Raw genomic sequence first — 20,375 nt, 5'->3', positions numbered from 1 at the left:
CCAGCTCCTACCGCACCCCTTAGGGGGCTGGCCGCGCTCGCGATGACCATCTGCGCATAGTTGCGACCTGAGCATAGGGGTCGTCTACGGAAGTTCGTAATCGGACCGGGTTGATCCATAAGTGGACATGGCGGACCATTGCATCGCGCATAAGGTATTTATCGGAACGCGCCGCAGGCTGAGCTAGTCCAGAGAAACCTCGATTCGATTGCGGCCCCGCTCCTTTGCTCGATACAGCGCCTTGTCGCCACGCGACAACGGCTGGTGGATCCCTGCATCGGTCGCTCGCATAATGTCGACGCCAATACTGACGGACAGCTCGATGCGCACGTCGCCATGAATCAAGGGGGTTCGAAATGCACGCTGCTGGACGCGCCGGGCGACCTTGATCGCAGCGTCGAGACCCGTATTCGGCAGCACCATTGCAAATTCCTCGCCGCCCAAGCGCCTAACGATGTCACCGACCCGCATTTCGGCACGTAGAAGCATGGCGAAATGCGCGAGCGCAAGATCGCCAACTGCATGCCCCCATCGGTCGTTGAGCGCCTTGAAGTAGTCCAGATCAAACATCACAATCGCGGCCACGTCGTTGTCGGTGCTGCGGATGCGCGCCAACTCGGCCTCGCTCTGCTTCATGAAGTACCGGCGATTAGGCAACTGCGTGAGGAAGTCGATAGTCGCAGAGTTCCTGCAGTTCAGCCTCGATCTGCTTGCGCTCGGTCACGTCCGTGATGAAGCCGTGCCACAATGTGCTGCCGTCAGCCAGCCGTTGCGGCCGCGCATCCCCTTGCCGCCAGCGCAAGCCTTGTCGGGGCAGTTGCACCCGAAATTCGAGGTGCCACGGCGATAGGCTTGCGGCAGATTGCCTGAGCGACTGGCGGTACGCGGCCAGATCACGCCGATCGACCAGTGCGTCGATGGCTTCTGCGGTTGTCGCGAGCTGCTGTGGCATCAATTCGAAAATGTCGCGGATACCGTCGCTTGCATAGGAGAAGAAGGAGCGTCCATCGGGCATCCACCTGTATTGGAAGACGAGGCCCGGCACCTCGTCGGTCAGGTTCGTGACCAGTTCGACGGACTGCTGGAGCTGCCCGGCCGTTTCCCGCAACGCTGTAATATCGGTCGTCGTACCGACCATGCGCAGCGCTCGCCCGTTGCGGTCGCGCTCGACCACCTTGCCGCGGCTGCAGATCCACTTGTAGCTGCCGTCCTTGCATCGGATCCGGTGCTCGACCGCGTAGCTGTCGGATCTGCTTTCAAAGTGCGCCTGCATCGCTGTGCTGACGTAAGCAAGGTCGTCTGGATGCAAACGCAGATAGGCGTCTTCGATCCTGTTGCCAAGCTCGTGGGACTCGTAGCCGAGGATCGCTTTCCATGCAGGCGAGTAATGAATTTCGCCGCTGGCAACATTGCGGTCCCAGACGCCGGTTCCGCTACCGTCAAGCGCCAGCGTCATCAGTTCCGCGCGTTCCTCCAGTGCTTTCACGCGGTCGCTTAGGTCCGTGAGCACATCCGTACGTTCAAGCCCGCGGGCGATCACCCCAGCCAGTTCGTACAGAAACCTCCGTTGCGCGTCATCTAGCGCGCGGGGCAAATCATCCAGCAGGTATAGCGCGCCAAGATGGCGTCCGGTGGCGTCCGTCAGCGCACAGGCAGCGTAGAAGCGTGGCAATCGCACCGTGAGATCGGAAGGCCCGCCGCGAAAGCGCTCGTCGTCGTGCGTATCCGGCACGATGACCATCCTGTCCATCATTGAGCATGCTTGTGACGACACACCTGTCAGGTCCGGAGGCAGCGCGTCAGGCAAGACGCCGTCCACTGCTTTTGGCCTTTGCCCCAAGGGGTCGATAAGGCGACGAGAGAAGTTGCGACGCCGAAATGAGCCCGCGCAAGCCTTACCAACGCCTGACATTCAGTGTTGGCCGTTGTCGGTGCTAATTCGTCGACCGTGGGTACGGTAGGCGGAACAACGCCGTCATGCAAATCGTTGCGAACCAGCATAGTAAGCCGTTACAGGGAGGAGCCGCGAGCCGTGGCAAACGACTGTATAACGGCAACGCACGCACTACATTTAGGGCGAATTGGTTCGCGACGAGCGCCAAGGATGGGTCTCGCAACGGACGCCCCGGCCTGCGGGCTGTAGCGACAGCCCCGCAGTCGTTCGTGTCGCCCGCTGCTAACAGCAAGGAAGGCGGCACCCCCCGGTGGGACCGATCGGCGTCGGACCGAGATCGGCCAGAAGCAGTCGTTGAACACTGTCGGCACGAGGTCATTCGAGTGGCAATTTCACTCTTGGAGCGGCCCTTCACGATGTTCCTGATAAGCGGGATCGATGATCGCGTCGAGGAGATCGATATTGCCGGGTACGCCGCCAACATCTTCCGGCGGACAGACGTTGCGGCCGTCCGGGCAGATGGGCGAGAGCAACTCAGGATCAGGCGGCAGGACCTTCTCGCCCTTCACACGATGCCGCCAGTTGTCACCGCACAATGCTCCTTGCCGTCGGACAGCCCGTCGAAGCTGTACGTCGTGCTGTTGACCTCGCGGCCGTCGTTCAGATTCACGGGTAGTCGCGTGGCCGTACGGATGTCGCGGCGGGTTGGTGCGTACCCGTTAGCGTCCTCAGGAACGCGACGATTGCGTCAATGTCCGATTCCGCCAATTGTTTGCCGACCTGATATGTCGCCATGTCACGTACAGCTTCGCGCAGATCGATGCGGCTGCCGTCGTGGAAATAGGGCGCGGTCAGCTCAACGTTGCGCAGCGTCGGCGTCTTGAACGCATGGCGATCGAGCGGATCTTTCGTAACGTTGGCGCGGCCGTTGTCCGCGTCGGTGCGCGCGTGGCCCCGCGCGGCGAAGTAGTCGGCCGCGAGGCCCATCCGTTCGAACGACTGCCCGCCCAGATTCTTGCCAACGTGGCAGGTCGCGCAATGGTTTGCCTTGAATAACTGGTAGCCGCGCAGTTCCTCGCTATTCAGCACATCCCTGTCGCCGCGCAGGTAAGCATCGAAGCGACTCGGCGTTAGCAGTGTCGTCTCATATTCGGCGATCGCGTCTGTGATGTTCTCGCCTGACCAACCGTCCGGGTACACCCGCAAGAACTGTTGCGTCAGCGATGAGTCCTGTTTCAGCTTATCGATGATCTCACTCCATGACGTGGACGCCATTTCGACCGGATTCAGCGGTGGGCCGCCGGCCTGTTCCTGCAGCGTGGCGGCGCGACCGTCCCAGAACTGCGTGCGGTTGAGTGCCGAGTTGAACACTGTCGGTGCGTTGATTGCACCCAACTGGCCGCCCACGCCGGACGAAACCTTTTTTCCATCTACGCCACCGATCGCTAGGTTGTGGCAGCTCGCACACGATATCGTGTTGTCCGCCGATAGTCTGACATCGTTGAAAAGCTGGTTCCCGAGCGCGACCTTGCCCGCGTCAGTCGGCAAGGAATGTGGCAACGGTTGTACCGGCTCGTTAGCGAACTCTGGTGCAACGCCGGGCGTCGCATATGCGCTGTGTCGCTGTGACGCGATCCAGTCGAGAAGCGCGCGTTGATCGTCAGCGCTCAAGCCGGTGGTCCAGTGTACGAAGCGAAACAGCTTTGGTGGCATGGTGCGTTCGTTCACAACGGTTTCCAGCTTTGCAAGATCGGCTTCGGGGGCCGGTACGCCACTTCCGAGCGCCGCGTACAGGCTGTCGATGCGGAAGTAGGCGAGGCCCGTCTGTATGTCGTGCTCGGCTAGCTGACGAATGCCTGGTAGCGCGGCATAGTTGGGCAGGACAGTTTTCGTCGAGTGGCAGTAATAGCACGCGTTTCGATCTAACACTTTGCGGATGCCGTACGCTTGTGGGGACGCGGCCAGTCTCGCGGCCGCTCTTTCCGCATAGTCCTTGTCGTGTATGTACGCAATGCCGCTGATGCAGAGATAGCCTATCAGCACGACGGCGATCGATACGATCAGCAGTTTCTTCACTTGCTCTCCTGTTTCGATTTTGGTCGGAATCCCATACCGTTTACATCGGGTAGGTCTTGATGTTGATATCGGCTGCAGAGCGATGCCGTGCTGATCGTACAGAACGCACAGGAATTGACTGGTTCCGAGACACGCGCGAAGGGGGTGTCTGCCTATATAACGGACGGATCCTGAGCGAAATCAGTGACGTAGTGCCATGCTGAAAAGCGCTCGTCGACTTGTTTGCGGTAGAGGGCGGCGCAGTGGATGTCTTCGCTGGGCCATCACGCACATCAATGTAGCCTGCAGCTTCCAGCTCGCGAAAGATCTTCAGACTGTTCTGCTTGTGCGTAGCGTCCGTTGTTCCGATGAAGACATCGGGCTCGATGTGCATTGCCCGCAAGCAATCCATTATCTCGTCAATATGCAACTGCGCGACTTCGTCAATCGGACGACCGAGCTTGCGCGGCTTCACTACCGTATAGGTGCCATGCTCGTCCGCACCTGTGACGTGGTAGGCGCGGTGACCTCTCATGCGTTGAAAGCGAACGAAAAGATCGGTGAGCAGATAGACCCCGCCGATATGGCCGAGATGCAGCTTGCCGTTCGGGCAGGGCGGTGCGGGGCAAACGAAAAAGGTGCGTGTGGTCAAGTTAGTCCCACCATATCGATAGAAATTTCAGGCTCGCTGCCGGATCGGCATTGCGAATCGCGTGCTCCTGATTCGGCTCGATATAGAGCAGCGTTGAATCTGCCACTGGCCGCGCCTGGCCATTCACCTCGAAGACTCCCTTGCCTGAAATGAGTACCCACAGTTCATGCTCGGAATGGGAGTGCAGATTGACAGCGGCCGCCGGCACGACCTCAACAATCGACGTGCCGAACGCTTTTGTCAGGCCAGCGGGCAGATGTTCGAGCAGCCGGCAAACAAGAACGCCGTATTCCGGCCGCATCATGGATGGGTCAATCTGCTTTGTGTACACGCACATCCTCCGGTGAATTACATTAGGGAAGCGCTGATTAATTGACCGGGCTGCCGAGCTTGCACATGGGATGGCGCGGATTTTTTCCGGATGACGAAGTAAATGAGGATCGGTTTCGGTGAATTTGGCTCTGGAGCGAGCCTCACTTATCGCATCTTTCACACACATGACGGATTGCCCCCATGAACCGGCTGCAATAGATTTCGCGCAATCACCAGGTTCGCCAAGGCGAACAGACTGAACAGTTGCGCCGTGTTCTTGGCCAGCCCCTTGTAGCGCACCTTGCGATGATGGAACAGGTTCTTGACAATATGAAACGGATGCTCGACCCGCGCGCGAATCTGCGCCTTGGTTCGCTCGACCGCAACCACCAGGTCCTTCAGCGGACCGTCCTGCATCGCCTTGATCTTTCCGCGCTTGGCCGCCACGCGCCACTTCACCGGCTTGCCCTTCATTTCGTCGCGTTTGTCCACGCCGATGTAGCCCGCGTCGCCGAACGCTTCTTGCTCATGTCCGTGCAGCAGGGCATGGGCCTGCGACACATCCGACACGTTGGCCGACGTGCCAACCACGGTATGCACCAGCCCCGAATCGGCGTCGACACCGATGTGGGCCTTCATCCCAAAGTGCCATTCGTTTCCCTTCTTCGTCTGATGCATCTCCGGGTCGCGGCTCTTCCCGGCGTTCCTGGTCGACGGTGGCGCTTCGATGATTGTCGCGTCGACCAGCGTACCTTCCTTCATCATCAGCCCGCGCTCGCACAGCGAGATGCCGATCTCGTTGAACAACTTGCTCGTCAGATCATGCTCGACCAGCAGGCGACGGAACTTCAGCAAGGTGGTCGCATCCGGCACATTCTCGAGCGCCAGGTCGATACCGGCGAAGGCGCGCAGCGCGATGCTGTCATACAACGCATCTTCCAGACCTTCGTCCGACAGACCGTACCACTGCTGCAGAAAGTAGATGCGCAGCATACGCTCCAGGCCGATCGGCGGCCGACCTCGCCCGCCCTTCGGGTAGTCCGGCTCGATCGCCGCCAGCAAGCGCGGCCAAGGCGCGACGCGCTCCATTTCGGCCAGATAAGCGCTGGCGTCTCGTCACACGTTTCTTGCCCGCACTTTCCGCTTCCGCAAAGCTGATCTGCCGCTTCATCGTCGATCGTCCGTCCCGTGAATTTCTTCTACAACGCCCTCGATCACATCTGCGATGACGGTCGCACCAAATAAATCAGTGTTTCCTTAGGTGCGATAGAAAATGCCATTTGGCGGCTTCAGATCGTGGATATTCGATTCCTTTCCTTCGGGTGGGGTAGGCACGCTTCAGTTTGTTGTATTCCGTACGCGTGGGGCCACCAGTTGAGGCGCGCTGGAACACCAGATAGAGCGCGCGGCGCGAACGGTTACTTTTGTTGGGCTGCGAATAGTGCGGCGCGTAGTCGTCGAAGACGAAGATGTCGCCGGCCTTCCAGGGCACGGGTTCCCACTTGAACGTCTCGGCCACTTCCGGATGAATCACGCCGCCGGCGTCCATCGGAAACACACCTTTCTGATGGTTGCCCGGACTGAAGAACAGGCCGCCGTTGTCCGGATCGGAATCATCGATGCCGATGGCGACCACGGCATGCACCATGCGTTCAGGAATGTTGTGCGGGATGTGATAGATGTCCTGATGCGGACGATAGCCGCCGCTGTCCGGGTACTTGAAGATGAGCAGTTCCTTGAGCATGCGGGTATCTTCATCGAGAAGCGATTCGACGGCCGTCTGGATGCGCTTGTCGGCCAGCAACAGGTCGCGCAGCTTGTTGTTGAAGTCCAAAAAAGTTCTCTACCTTTGAAACGATCCTGCGGTCGTCCTCGGTCTTCTCGAACCACATCATCCATTTGCTGTCGCTGATTTCCCAGCGCGAGACATCGTTGACCAGAGCAGAAATCTGGCTCTTTTGAAAATGCAGTGGGTAACGGGGCTCACGAGGCATGCGGGTTGAAGCCGGAGAAATCGAGCTTGCCAGCAACGAGAAAGAGGACCGTGCGCATCGTCGCGAAGCGCGTGTAGCCGCGAGCCTTTCGCTTGGCCGCTTGAAACAAGCCGTTGATTGCTTCGATGAAGCCGTTGGTCTGGCGCGTCTGAGTCCAGGCGACGATGCCGTCGAAGTGCCGACGAATCAGACGCGCGACGTCCTTCATCGGCTCGACTTTCGAGCGCATGACGTTGGTGCACCACTGCCGCAACATCTCGGAGACGACATGGATTTGCTTGCGCTCGAGAATCTCGCGCAGTTGCTCGCGATACAGCCATGCGCGCGCGGTGCGCTTGGTGGCGTACTGCCTGAGCAGCGCCTCGAGGTCGGTCAATTGCGCCAGATTCAGTTTGTTGGCGTCCTTGAGCAGCGTCCAGCGCATCCCTTTAAGTTGTGGGTCGGCTTTCTGTTGTTGGCGGCGCACCGTATCAAGCGCCTTGGACGCGTGGGCGACGACGTGAAACTTGTCGAACGTCAGCCGCGCATTGGGCAGATGTTCGCCCACGCCTTTGATGAAGGCGGGCGACATGTCGATGCTCACCGAGGTGACCTGCTCGGGCGTGCCGTGGTGTCGGCTCAGATATGCCGCGAAGCCTTCAATCGTCTTCGCGTCACGCCCGGGCGTGACGAACACGACCCGTCGCGCCTGCATGTCGGCGACCAGCGTCAGATACTCGTGGCCGCGCCGGTACGAGGTTTCGTCAATAGCTACCGTGCTCACGTCCGACAGGTTCGCCGACGCGAGCGCGAGTTCCACATAGCGCGAACAGATGGCGTGCACGCGGTGCCACGACAGATTGACGATGCGTGCCACCGCGGCAAACGGCATCTGCTGCGCCAGCATCAGCACCAGCGCTTCGAACAGCAACGTGAAGCCGTCGAGTTGGCCGACCCAGTCGGGTTCCACCAGCCGTACCGCGCCATCCGGCAAGCGCACTCGCGGTACCCGCACTTCCAGATAGCACTCGTGCTGGAAGAAATTCAGGTGGCGCAGTCGCTTGATTTGCGTGTCATGCACTGGGTGCTCACCGGCGACCCCGGGGTAGGCGAAGCGGCTGCCAGCGACAAAGTCCACGGCAATCGTGAGCTGCCGTTTGGCCGTGTCGAAGTCGACGCCTTGCACGTACCACGGGGCCTTGATTCCCAAGGCGGCTTCAAAGAGTTGATTCGTCATGTTCGCTTCGTCTCGCATGGCTGGTTGCCGCATTCTGCCGCAACCAGCCATGCACCAGCTTGTCGGTTCAGGGCGCCTCAAGGGTTCGCTGCGCCGGGCTCACGCCCGCCCTTGACCCGCCAAATCACCCACTCGGGTTTCAAAAGAGGCAGAAATCTTTTCGCGGGTGACCGGATCGAAAAAGCCCTCTACTTTTAAATATCCATCTTCGTGCCACTTGGATTTTTGCGTTTCATTCAGCATACGAACCACCTCGTTAAGGAACGGAGTTTTCAAGGAGAAGTCAGGCGGCGAAATGCGCCTTCATTCGCATGACGCCGAGTAGCACGACATTGGCGAGTACGGCGCCTAGCAGGGCGACGAGCATTGCATCGGCGCCGAAAACGTGAATCAGGGCGCCACATAGGAAAGGGCATCCGAACAGACCGATGAAATAGGCAAGCGTAAAGATTTGCGAAGTCACCGGCACCGAAACGGCGTGGTCTCCGGCGAGGTTCACGGCCATGCCGTTCAGGGTCGAGTAGCTCAGTCCGTAGCCCGTGGCGAACAGCGCGGTAGCGACCATATAAAGCGTCGTGCTGCCGTGGTTCAACAGGAACAGTACGAGCGAGGCGCCGGTCAGCAAAAACAATGCGAGCGCCAGTCGCGCGGGCTTGATGCGTCCCATGGTTCTCGCGAGCGACAAGCGCAGTGCCACGCTGGTTATCGTGAACGTCAGGAAGAACAGGTCTGGCCTGAGGTTACGCGAGACGGCATAGGGTGTCTGGTAAGTCGCCAGCCCGGCGAAGACACAGGCTGCCAATGCGATCATTGCGATCGGCACTGCTGTTCGTGCCCTGAGCAGGGCCAACGTGTCGGTCGCGGTAATGGCCACGCGCGTCATCGGCAAACAGGACCTATCCCTCATCGCCTCGCTGGCGATCTTGACGCAGACTGCCGCCACCGCGCATGCCGCAGCGAACAGAAGGTAGGCCAGCGCGATCGAGCCGGTATGTTGGGCGATCAGGCGGCTCAAAGGCGCCGCCATGCCTAGGCCGGCCATTTGCGTGCCGGAGACGAAGGTCAGGTACTGGATACGCGCGTTGGGGCACAGATGATGGATGATTTGCAGCGGCGCGAGTATGAAGAACACGGACCACCCAGCGCCCAACAGCAAACCGCCTGCATAGACGGCACGAATGTCCATTGGCGCAGCGGCGAAGCAGAGCATGCTGCCTGCCATGACGAGCGAGGCCAGCGCGATGGTCGGCATGACCCCGATATGCTGGGCTATGCGCCCAGCCACGCAGCAGCAGATCATGGTCGAGAGCATGCCGCTCGAAATCACGGCGCCGGCGACATCGCTCTTCATGCCCAGGGATTGCAGGTACTCGGGCAGGAGAAAACTCGTCCCGTACGAAGCGGCGATCACCAGTGACGCGATCAGAAACGGAATGAACGCCCGTAATTGGAGGGATGCCGGCAAGTGCTCGGCGTGTGAGATCGCACGCTCGCCAGTCGATAGATAAATGGAGGAGCCAGTCATGCGCTTACGCCACTGCCGGTTGACGCGAGGCCTGAGGCGCGTCGCACAGTACCGATCCTGCTTCAGTCTCCTGATCCTCAAGGCTGTCGAGCAGTTGCCGGTCCGGAACATCCGGATAGAACGCACGACCTAGCAGACTGTTGATGATGCGGCTGTTCCTGTACGCCACCAGCGAAAGATTGACGCTTTGCAGGCCATGCTGCACGCGGCTTTGGTTTTGCAGATACACGGGACCGGGCATTGGCGCATCGAAGCGCACGGCGTAATCGGGATCGAGCGTTGGCAGACCGTCTTCACGGCTTGCGCCGTCGAGCAGCTTCTGAACGAATGGCAAATGGCGCGGCTGAAAACCGGTTGCCAGGATGATTCTGTCCGCGCTTATGCCGTTGCGCTGCGACGTGACGAGCGAGGTCAACCCGATATGCCAGCGACCGCTGCGGCGGGTGATCTCGTCCATTGTCACCGAAGGCAACAGACGAAAGCAGTCGGCTAGCGTGCCATGGACGCTGCGTTCGTACAACGCTTCATAGAGCCGGTTGCACAGGCTGGCGGAGATGCCGTCGCTGGTGAGCTTTTCGCTTTCGACAATGGCCCGGCGCTGCTGGATCGGCAGCATGTGAAAGCGTTGGCTATAACTGGGCATGTATGCTTCATTGACAAATGCGTTGTCGTCCATCGCAAACAGATTGGCGCGCGACGTCGCCCACGTGATCTTGTCGGGACCTGACTCGGTCAGCATGTGCTCGACGACTTCCGCGCCGCTCTGCCCGCCGCCCACCACCAGCACATGTTCGTCTTCGCTGAACGGTTTCCGGTTAAGGTAGTCGTCTACGTGATAGACCGTCTCGCCAACCACCTGCCGCGCACATGCCGGCACCTTGGGTTCGACGCCGACCCCGACCACTACCGCGCGCGCATGATAGGTGCGCGCGGTAGTGGTTACGCAATAGCCCTTATTGCAAGGCCAGATATCGATCACCTCCTCGCCGAATCGAAGCGTGTCCAGGCATTGCGCGACCCATTGGTAATAGTGGGTGAACTCACGTCGCGACGTGCTGTTTCCACCTTTATTCACGAAACTGTACAGGCGTCGATGTACAGCGAGATAGTTGAGAAAGGAATATGGGCTTGTGGGATTCACCAGGGTCACACAATCCTTGAGCGGCGACACCTGGAGTTGACTTTGGGGCAGCATGAGCCCCGAATGCCAGGAGAATTTGATGCGCTTCTCAAAGAAGAGCGCTCGCAAACCGGTCGGCTGAATGAGCGCCGCGAGGCTTAGATTGAACGGTCCGATACCAATACCGATGACGTCTAGCATGTCCATAGGACCTTGTTCCGCCGTTAGAGGGGAATTGGCCAACCGATATAGTGCAGCGCAATTCCCGTGGACTAAGGTTGAGGCGGTGGTGCCGGCGTACTGCGTAGCCGATGCCCGCTGCAGGAAAACGAAAGCCGTAGATGACGATCGCTTTTCTTCCTAATGGCATTCTGACCAGCACTATGCTTGGTTTGACATTACCTCGGGCCGCCTGAGTGAATCATACGAGGAATTGAGAAGCTGAACACTTTGAACATACGCAAACCTTGCGGTGCGTCAATTGTCCACGCGGCGTTGTCGGATTCAGACGCCGGATCACCCGCAGTCCAAAGAGAGTTGTCACGTTGCTCAGTGGTTCGGATAACATCCGGGACTCAGAACATCGAATCGGTCTATCGTGGCCGTCGCCTTCCGGCGATCGTCATCAATCGCGTCGTGCGATGGTACTGCCGGTTTCAGTTGCACCTGCGCGACGTCGAGGACTTGCTGTTCGAACGCGGTGTTGTCGTCAGCACCAAACAATTCGACGCGGGCTTCGCGCGGGCAGGTCAAAGCTGCTCACCGCACCTCCGGCACCGCAGGGCAACGGGACGAAGTGTTTTGCAGGCGTTGGGTATCGTAGGTTTTTGCAAAGCCTCGTCGTTTCCATCGAAGAGGTGATCTATCGCGCAGTCGATACGCGCAATATCGGGCGTCGCCGCCTGCCGTCGTCGCACCCCGCTGCAGGTCGCGCAAGCTAGCAGTACCATCGGCCCCCCACGCGTCACAGGCACGTTTGACACTGTCTGAGCCGACTGCTCCGTCATTTTTGCGTCGAGTCAGCGCTGACGCAAAAGAAGAAAATCCGTTCAATTTTCCATGGTGGCAGTGTCCGCAGTACCAGGTCTTCACGGTAGAAGATATCAATTGCACTATCAGCCGAGGCGTGCGCCACTGTCCCGTTGCTATTGCCGAAAGGAGGGGACCCGGTTCCCCCAAAGACGAGTACCCATATCGCGTTCCGCGCGAGGAGTAAAAATAGTTTGCGACGAGCCGGGTCACAGGCACTTGAGCGTTGCCGCAGCGCGGCACAGGTAGCTTGTCAGCGTTTCAACGTGTCCAGTTCCTCATCCAATCAGATCAAGTCGATAAAGCGACAAACATGGCTCGTGCTGGGTTTCAAAAAGTTTCGCTGCCCCCGCGTCCGGAGCTAAAGTCGGAAGTGGTGTACGGGGGGATTGAGGCGGGAGATTGAAGGCGGTGGAGGTTTCAGCTGAGAATCTGATTGTCGAAGTCGGAAACCAGCAAACAACAAACCATCCACCATGAGCAAGTTTACGGAAAAAGAAGTCGTCGGTCTATCGGAAGTCGGCCTGGGCCTGGATGATCTGGTGCGCCAAGGTGCGCGGCAGGTGATCCAGCAGGCAATTGAAGCGGAGCTGTCGGCGCTGCTGGAGCGATTGGAGAACGTCAAGACCTTGCACGGCCAGCGTGCCGTGGTGCGCAACGGCTATCTGCCGGAGCGCGAAGTGTTGACGGCGGCCGGACCGATTCCGGTGAAGGTGCCGAAGGTTCGTGATCGGTCAGGCTCAGGCGTGAAGTTCAATTCATCGATCGTCCCGCCGTATGTGCGCAAGTCGCCGCGCGTGAGCGCAGCGCTGCCGTGGCTGTATCTGAAAGGCATTTCGACCGGCGACATGAGCGAGGCGCTGAGTGTGCTGCTGGGTGAAGACGCCAAAGGCTTGTCGGCGAACATGGTAAGTCGTCTGAAGGCGCAATGGGCCGATGAGCATGTCAACTGGAGCCGGCGTGATCTGTCGAACTCGCGCTACGTGTATTGGTGGGTCGACGGCATTCATACCGGCCTGCGCAGTGAGAACTCAGACGGCCAGTGCCTGCTGGTGATCATCGGCGTGAGGCCGGATGGGCGCAAGGAGCGCGTAGCAATCGGCGACGGGTATCGCGAGTCAAAGGCGTCCTGGCAGGAGCTGCTGCTCGATCTGAAATCGCGTGGCTTGCAGGCGGGGCCGTTGCTGGCAGTCGGCGATGGCGCGATGGGCTTCTGGGCTGCGCTGGAAGAAGTGTTCCCTGCGACACGCGGCCAGCGCTGCTGGTTTCACAAGATGGGCAACGTGCTCAACGCGCTGCCGAAGTCGCAACAGGGGCGCGCGAAGGCAGACCTGCAGGCGATCTGGATGGCCGCGACGCGCGCCGATGCGTACGCCGCGTTCGATCGTTTCGTGACGGTCTATGCGGCGAAATATCCAAAGGCGACCGAAACGCTGAAGAAGGACCGGGAGAGCCTGCTGGCGTTTTATGACTTCCCGGCCGAGCACTGGCAGCATTTGCGGACCACGAATGCGATCGAGTCGACGTTCGCGACCGTGCGCCACCGCACTACGCGCACGCGTAACTGCGTGTCGCGACCGACCTTCCTTGGTCTGGCATTCAAGCTGATCGAGGAAGCCGAGAAAACCTGGCGCCGCATCAACGGCCCCGAACAGATCAAGCTGTTGCTGGAGGGCATTGCCTTCAGGGACGGCGAACCGGTGCAAGACGATCGACCGGTTCAGCAGAAATTCGCCGCTTGAAATCGCCGACCATCAAGCTGCCCATACACCACTCTTGACGTTAGCTCACAGGAGTTCGCGCTCGGTCATTACGAGGGGCGCGACTGGCGTGGCTTTCACCACCACGCCAGACTGAGTACCACTGCATATGGGTTTATGATGGCTCAGCGACTCAGCATGGGATCAGACGAAGGCGATAAAAAAACTTCCTTGAACGCACGCTGCCTGTCCTTCCCCCGGATTACATCCCACGGGGCAGTCCAGCGCGCACAACGCCACGTTCCTGATTTGTTACCACGTTGCGTATCCTGCTTGGACTACGCCTCATACAAAGATGGCACTCTTCCTGTGCGGAAATAGACTACACACTAATTATACGATGCAGTAAGACTTACTAACCAGTGCATAAATAAGCGAACATAAAGCGACGCCATGGTCTAAGCTTTAAGGGGCTTAGGGAGAGGCGAGATGCGCGAGGACGACGGCCGGCAGCTTTCACATGCAACGCTTGAAGAGATCCGTATTCGGGCGGTCAAGCGCGTCGAAGCGGGCGAGTCGCCGGAGGACGTGATCCGCACGCTGGGATTCTCGAGGGCGCGTATTTACGAGTGGTTGGCGGCCTGGCGCGAAGGGGGCATCGAGGCGTTACGAGCCAAGGCAATCCCTGGTCGACCGATGAAGCTGTCGTCCGAGGCTATCCGCTTCGTCTATCAGACGGTCACAACGAAGAACCCCATGCAGATGAAGTTCGAGTTTGCATTGTGGACGCGAGACATGGTGCGGGAGTTGATTCGCGAACATTTCAACGTCAGGCTCTCCGAGGTGTCTGTCGGTCGACTGCTGCGCAAGCTCGGGCTTTCACCCCAGCGGCCGCTTGCCCCCGGCGTCATAGTAGTTGTCGCCTCTGAACTTTCTTATCAAGAAGAGTCAGAGGTACAAGTTGAAGACGAAACAAACGTATTCTGTTGAGTTCAAGGAGCAGGCGCTGTCGAAGGTTCTGCAGCGCGGGAGCCGAACGGTTGGCGCCGTGGCTGACGAATTGAACGTGAACGTACTGACATTAAGGAATTGGATGAGAGGCACCGCCGCCGCGAACCGGAGCTCGAGTTCTGGGCACACAAGGCGTCCGGAAGACTGGTCGCTGGAAGAACGCCTGATTGCCTTGCAGGAGAGCCACGGCCTGGCGGACGAAGCATTGAACGGCTGGTGTCGGGAGCGCGGCCTGTTTTTGCATCATCTCGCGCAGTGGCGAGCGGATTTTTGCGCCGTTGGCGCAGCCGGTAGCCGACGTGAGAGCGCCCAGGAAGTACGGGATCTGAAGCAGGCCAATGTTCAACTGCGGCGCGAACTGAAGCGCAAGGAGCAGGCGCTGGCCGAAGCTGCGGCGCTACTGGTGCTGCAAAAAAAGTACCGCGCGCTCCTCGGGGACGAGGCCGAATGACGGCCCCTGAAGAGCGCAAGGCATTGATCGGCCTCATCAACGAGGCGACCCTGGCCGGGGCTCGGCAGGCGCACGCGTGCGAGATTCTGGGGCTCAGCGCGCGCACAGTTCAGCGCTGGCAGCGGGGCGAGCCTGACGCGATGGACGGGCGCTCGTTACGGCACCACGAGCCGCGCCACAAGCTCTCTGCCGAGGAACGCGCCGAGCTTCTGGCAGTCGCGAACTCGGCCGAATTCGGTCATCTGCCGCCAAGCCAGATCGTGCCGCGACTGGCAGACCAGCAACGCTATATTGCCTCCGAATCGACGTTCTACCGGGTACTGAAGGCCGAGAAGCAACTCGCCCACCGGCGCAGCGAACGGCCGGCCCACGCTCGCAGCAAACCCCGTTCAGTTTGCGCCGACGCGCCGAACCAGCTGTATTCCTGGGACATCACGTATTTGCCGACGACGATCCGTGGACAGTATTTTTATCTCTACCTGTTTCTGGATGTCTTCAGTCGCAAGATCGTCGGCTGGCAGGTCTATGCCGAGGAAAGCAGCGTACTGGCCAGCGAAGTCCTCAGGGACCTCTGCGCGCGCGAAGCGATACGGCCCAACCAGGTGATTCTGCATTCGGATAACGGCGGCCCGATGAAAGGCGCGACGATGCTCGCCACCCTCCAGGCGCTGGGCGTCATGCCGTCGTTGAGTCGCCCGGGCGTGAGCAACGACAACCCTTATTCCGAGTCGCTGTTCAAGACCCTGAAGTACCGGCCCGCTTACCCGCTCAAAGCGTTCGATACCCTGCTGGCCGCACGTACCTGGGTCGGCGCACTGGTGCGCTGGTACAACGATGAGCATCGTCACAGCGCAATCCGGTTTGTGACGCCCGCGCAGCGTCATGCCAACCTCGATCAGGATATTCTGGAACGACGCACGGCGCTTTACGCGAGTGCTCGGCAGCGCAATCCGCTTCGATGGAAGGGCCGCACGCGCAACTGGCAGCGCGTCGATGCTGTGCATCTGAACCCTGATCGCATCGATGACCAGGGCATCCATCAACAACGCCGCAATCTGGAGCGAAAGGCCGCCTGAAATTTATTCGTTGAGGCGACAACTAGCTTGAAAATTTCCGCTTGCGCGTGCTTACCAACGCGACCCTGAACTGGTCGAGTCATGGATGCGCGACGAATACCCGGCCATTGTCGGGCAGGCCAAACGCTGCGGGGCACAGATCTTCTTCGTCGACGAATCGACAGTGCGATCGGACTATCACAGCGGCACGACCTGGGCACCGGTCGGTCAAACACCGGTAGTCGAAGTCACTGGCGCGCGCTTCAAGGTGAACCTGATCTCAGCGATCAGCCCGCGTGGCCAATTTCGATTCATGTGTTTCGAAGGCAGCTTCAAGATCTCCGTGTACGTCGACTTCGTCAAACGGCTGATGCTCACCGCCGATGCGCCTGTCTTCCTGATTGCCGATGGTCATCCGGTACATCGTTGCAAAGCGATCCGGCAGCTTGCCGCAGAATCGAATGGGCGCCTTTGTCTGTTCTTCCTTCCTGCTTACTCGCCAGACCTGAACCCGGACGAGTTGGTATGGGGTTATCTCAAACATCACAAGATCGGCAAGCTTGCCATCAAAGGTCCCGGGCATCTCAAGCAGCGTGTTCGAGCGGTTCTGCGCTCGTTGCAGAAGATTCCAGCCTTGGTCCGATCCATGTTTCAACATCCGTCAGTCCGCTACGCGGCTTGACCCATGTCCGGTTACTTTGTTTCGGCTTAGTAAGCCTGATGCGATCGGTTTTTTCGCTTCGTTCGCTCCCGCACAAACAGTCTTTTCGTCGAATTGATTGAACATCTACTGCAGCCGCTTCATCGATGCAGATACCCGGACGTCGGGTGTGGACGTTTGCACTCGTAGCCCATCTGGCTGTCACTGTCAACTTGAGACCGCTGCCAGATAGAATGTCGGGATGAAGAAGAGCAAATCACCGTACCACGGCTTTCATTTCCCGGCGGCGATCATCAGTTGCGCGGTTCGTTGGTGTTGATATGACTTTGCATGTCAATCACGACATTGGTTTTCAGGTTGTTGCATCGACGCATGAATTTCCTGAGGGCGGCGCAGCAGTATGTCTCGACGGTGGATCACACTTCTATGAGCGAAACTCTGTCAAGACCGCCTATGCCATCGTGGTAGGAAGCCCCTATTGGCAAGACTCGAACCCCTACCACATAAGGAAGGTAGGGTATCGCTTGCCGCTGCGAACACCGGTCAGACGTCACCAGCCCCAAAGAATCTCGCGTAGGGTCCGTCTGCAAAATGGCGCCGCAATTCATGAAAATTCTGTACCGTTTGGTCCAGGGGGCGCGTTTCTTGGCGCTGAAGGATGGCGCGACCAGAAAGCTGAAGCGCTGGAACCCCGAGGAAATCCCCAATCGTTGCCAAACATGCGGCGGGTTCGCGAGGAGGGCTCCCGATGCATGTGATTGATCGACAACTGCTGCGACGTCATTTCCTCGGCTTTGCTCAGTTCCACGACACACTTCATCCACTATCCCGGCACCACGAAGGCGCCAGCAGGTTGCGAAATTGAAGTGGATCTACCAGGAACACTGTCCTCCATGCCGTACAATTCGCAAAATCGATTGTTTTGATGGAAGACATCTACATTATGGATAACTTGGGATCATGCGTTTCAAGGGCCTCGATCTAAATCTCCTCGTCGCGCTCGATGCTCTGATGACCGAGCGTAATCTGACCGCGGCGGCACGCAGCATCAACCTGAGCCAGCCGGCCATGAGCGCGGCCGTCGCCCGGCTACGCGCCTATTTTTGCGATGAACTATTTACGATGAGGGGCCGGGAATTTGTCCCAACGCCGCGTGCAGAAGGGCTCGCTGCTCCAATCCGCGAGGCTCTGGTGCACATCCAGCTCTGCGTTATTTCCCGGGACGTCTTCAACCCAGCCAAATCGGATCGCCGCTTCAGGATCATCCTTTCCGATTTCATGACAGTCGTATTTTTTCGAAAGATCGTGGAGCGTATTGCACGGGAAGCTCCCGCCGTCAGCTTCGAGTTGCTGCCACTTGCCGATGACCCCGATGAGGTTCTCCGGCGCGGCGAAGCCGATTTTCTTATCTTGCCGGAATTGTTCATGACGAGCGCGCACCCTAAAGCGAAGCTGTTCGAGGAGACGCTCGTGTGCGTAGGCTGCCGCGCGAACAAGCAGCTATCAGGGCAGCTTACATTCGAGAGATATATGTCGATGGGGCACGTTGTGGTCAGGTTCGGGCGTACGCGGCAGCCCTCCATCGAGGAATGGTTTTTGCGTCAGCACGGTCTCAAGAGACGGGACGAGGTCATCGTGCCGAGCTTTAGCATGATCCCGCCTATGCTATTAAACACTGACCGTATAGGGACGATGCCCTTGAGGCTGGTCAAGTATTTCGAAAAAACGATGCCTCTGCGGATCGTCGAACTTCCGCTGCCACTTCCCGCATTCACCGAGGCCGTCCAATGGTCTGCCCTTCACAACAGTGATCCGGCAAGCAATTGGATGCGGGAGATAATATTGCAGGAGGCGTCACGCCTGACTCCTCCGCGTGAGACCACGCGAAGACCAATCCACCCAAGTTAGAAAATGGCATTTTTCAGCAAGGTTTTTGCGGCATGGATTTGTGGGGTTTCGAGGGTTTTGTGGCGATATAACGTATATCGCCACACCAGGCCTGATTCAGCACGGTGACGGCAAACGCCTGATCGAGCAGGTTCGGCGCGACCGGCAAGCTGTGTCAATTTGGTTGTCGCCTGAATGGCGCCGCGGTGATGGACAACGCTGCAACTGCGCGATCGCTGGGTGCTGAAGATCATCATTAATGAAGTCTATCGCTCACAGTACGCGTGCGGTGCGCCACGGGGACTGTCGCCGGTCGACGCTAGCGGCCGTTATGTGATACAGGTTTCTCGGACGGTTGTGAGTGATCGCGATGGTTCGGCAGCCTGCCACCACTCCGTGCACCGAACTCACGACTTAACGCCGGACTTCCACGGCCAGCGGGCGCTGGTCTCAACATTTTCTCGGTCCTTCTGGATCTGCTCACCGTTGAGCCTGGCTTCGCTGGGGGCCGCAACCTGGTTCGTCGAGATTCGGTCGGCGTCGGCTTCAGTCGATGCCGCATGCACCTCCTCGCTAGCTCTCAACAACGGCAGACCGACGCCAAACCGCGAAACTTCGCCCTGTAACGCGACGATACCCGTGTAGTGTAGCGTCAGCCTGCTCGCGCAGCGCCGGCAGCGCAACAGTCCCGCCAGCAGGGCCTCACCGTTCTTCGGGGCGCCAGCGTGTCCGGCCAGACGCAGGTTGCCACTGATCGTGCACTGGATCCGTTCGAATTCCTCCCAGTCAACGTACCCGTCGTGGGCATTGGGAATGAGCGCAAGCCACTGATCCCGCGGTTCGCGGCGATCACGTTTGCGCGGTTCCCCAGACTCGTAATGGATCGCGCATTCGGTCTTGCCATATGCATACGTGCCACCGTAGATCGGGTTGGTCAGGATCCGGTACACCGTGCCGTAGCTCGGCCGTTTCCATTGGATTTCGCCGCGCGGCGTGCATGCCGGCAACTGCAGGCCGTGCTTCAGGAACTGTGAATGGCGGTCGGAATCCGACATTGGATGGCGGCGTCGGACAGCCGGGCGACGCGATTGCTGTTCAGCCCGGCGACTCTGGGACGTTTCATGAGGCTCACATTCGGGTGCGTCGGAGGGAGCCCGTAGGGCGAGCGCAGACGCACCGGGGATGTTCGGTTCGGCAGGGGGATGACGCGGGAATCGGGATGCGGTAGAAGAACGACTACAACTGACCGCCGAAGAAACAGGCCCGACACCGGTCCTAACCGCCAAGTTCATTCCAGTGTCGAGCCCCACACGCGCACAACGGGGTACGGGTGCCGGGCCAGTATGGCACGGCTGATCCGCCTCGTCGATTCCGCTTCGGCATTGACGGGGACTGCCGATGCCGGCCACTGGCCGCCTCTTTCTGTGCGCCCGCTGCCGGGCGCAGGTCGTCGTGTGCCGCCGTTGCGATCGCGGCCAGATTTACTGCGGTGGCGACTGCTCACAGGCCTCGCGCCGCGCCCGCCTGCGCGAGGCTGGCCAACGCTATCAACTCAGTCGTCGTGGCCGCTTTGCACATGCCGAACGGATGCGTCGCTATCGTCAGCGCCTCAATAAAGTGACGCATCAGCGTTCCCCGACACCCGTCGCCAATGCTCTACTGCCACTGACTTCGACGACGACGGCCACCGCATCGACATCCACTGTCGCCGCGCCCGGATCGACGCCTTGCTGCTTCTGTCGCCGCATCTGTTCGGGCCTTGTACGCATCGGGCCACTGCGCCGTCGGGTCTTCCGTGATGTTCGTACTACTA

19 protein-coding genes and 4 pseudogenes are annotated in these 20,375 nt (G+C 59.3%); 7 read left to right on the top strand and 16 right to left on the bottom strand.

Features of this window, described 5'->3' with window-relative positions; all coding sequences use genetic code 11:
• Positions 1–183: 183 nt before the first annotated feature.
• The 12 genes from OKW30_RS38625 to OKW30_RS38570 all read right to left on the bottom strand — a co-directional run bounded on the left by OKW30_RS38625 (position 184) and on the right by OKW30_RS38570 (position 10,975).
• Entirely contained in the window at positions 184–636 is a 453-nt protein-coding gene (locus OKW30_RS38625) for a GGDEF domain-containing protein (protein ID WP_429349315.1), read from the bottom strand.
• Between the two features lie 13 nt (positions 637–649).
• Positions 650–1,753 carry a PAS domain-containing protein gene (locus tag OKW30_RS38620; RefSeq protein WP_429349314.1) on the bottom strand — a complete coding sequence of 368 codons (1,104 nt, stop codon included), beginning with the start codon at positions 1,751–1,753 and terminating at the stop codon, positions 650–652.
• Positions 1,754–2,286: 533 nt separating this feature from the next.
• Positions 2,287–2,463 (bottom strand): plasmid pRiA4b ORF-3 family protein, encoded by a 177-nt coding sequence (locus tag OKW30_RS38615; protein ID WP_244145146.1) that lies wholly within the window; start codon positions 2,461–2,463, stop codon positions 2,287–2,289.
• Between the two features lie 97 nt (positions 2,464–2,560).
• Positions 2,561–3,970: a cytochrome c peroxidase gene (locus tag OKW30_RS38610; protein ID WP_090812754.1), complete on the bottom strand. Its 1,410-nt coding sequence runs from the start codon at positions 3,968–3,970 to the stop codon at positions 2,561–2,563.
• 40 nt (positions 3,971–4,010) lie between these two features.
• Positions 4,011–4,601, bottom strand: a complete 591-nt coding sequence (locus tag OKW30_RS38605; RefSeq protein WP_429349313.1) for a class I tRNA ligase family protein — start codon at positions 4,599–4,601, stop codon at positions 4,011–4,013.
• Between the two features lies 1 nt (position 4,602).
• On the bottom strand, positions 4,603–4,938 hold the full coding sequence (locus OKW30_RS38600; RefSeq protein ID WP_090812753.1) for a cupin domain-containing protein: 336 nt from the start codon (positions 4,936–4,938) through the stop codon (positions 4,603–4,605).
• A gap of 152 nt (positions 4,939–5,090) precedes the next feature.
• Positions 5,091–6,084, bottom strand: a protein-coding gene (locus tag OKW30_RS38595) for an IS5 family transposase (protein WP_429349312.1) whose coding sequence is annotated in 2 segments (ribosomal slippage) — positions 5,091–6,014 and positions 6,016–6,084 — 993 coding nt in all. Because the reading frame shifts where the segments join, the coding sequence is not laid out codon by codon here.
• A gap of 75 nt (positions 6,085–6,159) precedes the next feature.
• Positions 6,160–6,747, bottom strand: a complete 588-nt coding sequence (locus tag OKW30_RS38590) for a phytanoyl-CoA dioxygenase family protein (protein ID WP_429349311.1) — start codon at positions 6,745–6,747, stop codon at positions 6,160–6,162.
• A 149-nt stretch (positions 6,748–6,896) separates the two neighbouring features.
• Entirely contained in the window at positions 6,897–8,123 is a 1,227-nt protein-coding gene (locus OKW30_RS38585; protein WP_429348116.1) for an ISL3 family transposase, read from the bottom strand.
• A 99-nt stretch (positions 8,124–8,222) separates the two neighbouring features.
• Entirely contained in the window at positions 8,223–8,366 is a 144-nt protein-coding gene (locus tag OKW30_RS38580; protein ID WP_429349310.1) for a hypothetical protein, read from the bottom strand.
• 40 nt (positions 8,367–8,406) lie between these two features.
• Positions 8,407–9,648 (bottom strand): MFS transporter, encoded by a 1,242-nt coding sequence (locus OKW30_RS38575; RefSeq protein ID WP_429349309.1) that lies wholly within the window; start codon positions 9,646–9,648, stop codon positions 8,407–8,409.
• Between the two features lie 4 nt (positions 9,649–9,652).
• Positions 9,653–10,975: a lysine N(6)-hydroxylase/L-ornithine N(5)-oxygenase family protein gene (locus OKW30_RS38570; protein ID WP_429349308.1), complete on the bottom strand. Its 1,323-nt coding sequence runs from the start codon at positions 10,973–10,975 to the stop codon at positions 9,653–9,655.
• 1,298 nt (positions 10,976–12,273) lie between these two features.
• On the opposite strand from OKW30_RS38570, the gene OKW30_RS38565 reads away from it, so the two are divergent.
• From OKW30_RS38565 to OKW30_RS38535, 7 genes and pseudogenes are all read left to right on the top strand, one after another.
• Entirely contained in the window at positions 12,274–13,539 is a 1,266-nt protein-coding gene (locus tag OKW30_RS38565) for an IS256 family transposase (protein ID WP_429349307.1), read from the top strand.
• A 48-nt stretch (positions 13,540–13,587) separates the two neighbouring features.
• A pseudogene (locus OKW30_RS38560) lies at positions 13,588–13,805 on the top strand (IS701 family transposase); the annotation flags it as partial.
• Between the two features lie 181 nt (positions 13,806–13,986).
• Positions 13,987–14,487: a winged helix-turn-helix domain-containing protein gene (locus OKW30_RS38555; RefSeq protein WP_429349306.1), complete on the top strand. Its 501-nt coding sequence runs from the start codon at positions 13,987–13,989 to the stop codon at positions 14,485–14,487.
• Positions 14,459–16,035: pseudogene (locus OKW30_RS38550) on the top strand (IS3 family transposase). The gene OKW30_RS38555 and the pseudogene OKW30_RS38550 overlap by 29 nt, the downstream one beginning before the upstream one ends.
• A 52-nt stretch (positions 16,036–16,087) precedes the next feature.
• A pseudogene (locus OKW30_RS38545) lies at positions 16,088–16,696 on the top strand (IS630 family transposase); the annotation flags it as partial.
• A 220-nt stretch (positions 16,697–16,916) separates the two neighbouring features.
• A pseudogene (locus OKW30_RS38540) lies at positions 16,917–16,988 on the top strand (IS6 family transposase); the annotation flags it as partial.
• Positions 16,989–17,635: 647 nt separating this feature from the next.
• Positions 17,636–18,583 carry a LysR family transcriptional regulator gene (locus OKW30_RS38535; protein WP_429349305.1) on the top strand — a complete coding sequence of 316 codons (948 nt, stop codon included), beginning with the start codon at positions 17,636–17,638 and terminating at the stop codon, positions 18,581–18,583.
• Here OKW30_RS38535 and OKW30_RS38530 read toward each other — a convergent pair.
• The 4 genes from OKW30_RS38530 to OKW30_RS38515 form a co-directional block, all read right to left on the bottom strand.
• Positions 18,580–18,819, bottom strand: coding sequence for a hypothetical protein (locus OKW30_RS38530; RefSeq protein ID WP_429349304.1), 240 nt, complete (start codon positions 18,817–18,819; stop codon positions 18,580–18,582). The two genes, OKW30_RS38535 and OKW30_RS38530, sit on opposite strands and share 4 nt — an antisense overlap.
• A 150-nt stretch (positions 18,820–18,969) precedes the next feature.
• Positions 18,970–19,617, bottom strand: coding sequence for a recombinase family protein (locus OKW30_RS38525; protein ID WP_429349303.1), 648 nt, complete (start codon positions 19,615–19,617; stop codon positions 18,970–18,972).
• 445 nt (positions 19,618–20,062) lie between these two features.
• Complete coding sequence (locus OKW30_RS38520) at positions 20,063–20,188, bottom strand: hypothetical protein (protein WP_256211476.1); 126 nt, start codon at positions 20,186–20,188, stop codon at positions 20,063–20,065.
• A complete protein-coding gene (locus OKW30_RS38515) occupies positions 20,188–20,331 on the bottom strand; it encodes a hypothetical protein (protein WP_176133875.1) in 144 nt (47 codons plus the stop codon). Before OKW30_RS38515 ends, OKW30_RS38520 begins: the two co-directional genes overlap by 1 nt.
• Positions 20,332–20,375 lie beyond the last annotated feature (44 nt).

The sequence above is a fragment of the Paraburkholderia sp. Clong3 genome, assembly GCF_050436485.1.
Taxonomy (GTDB): domain Bacteria; phylum Pseudomonadota; class Gammaproteobacteria; order Burkholderiales; family Burkholderiaceae; genus Paraburkholderia; species Paraburkholderia tuberum.
Note: the sequence above shows the minus strand (reverse complement) of the source record. Positions and strands in the feature narration are given on the sequence as shown.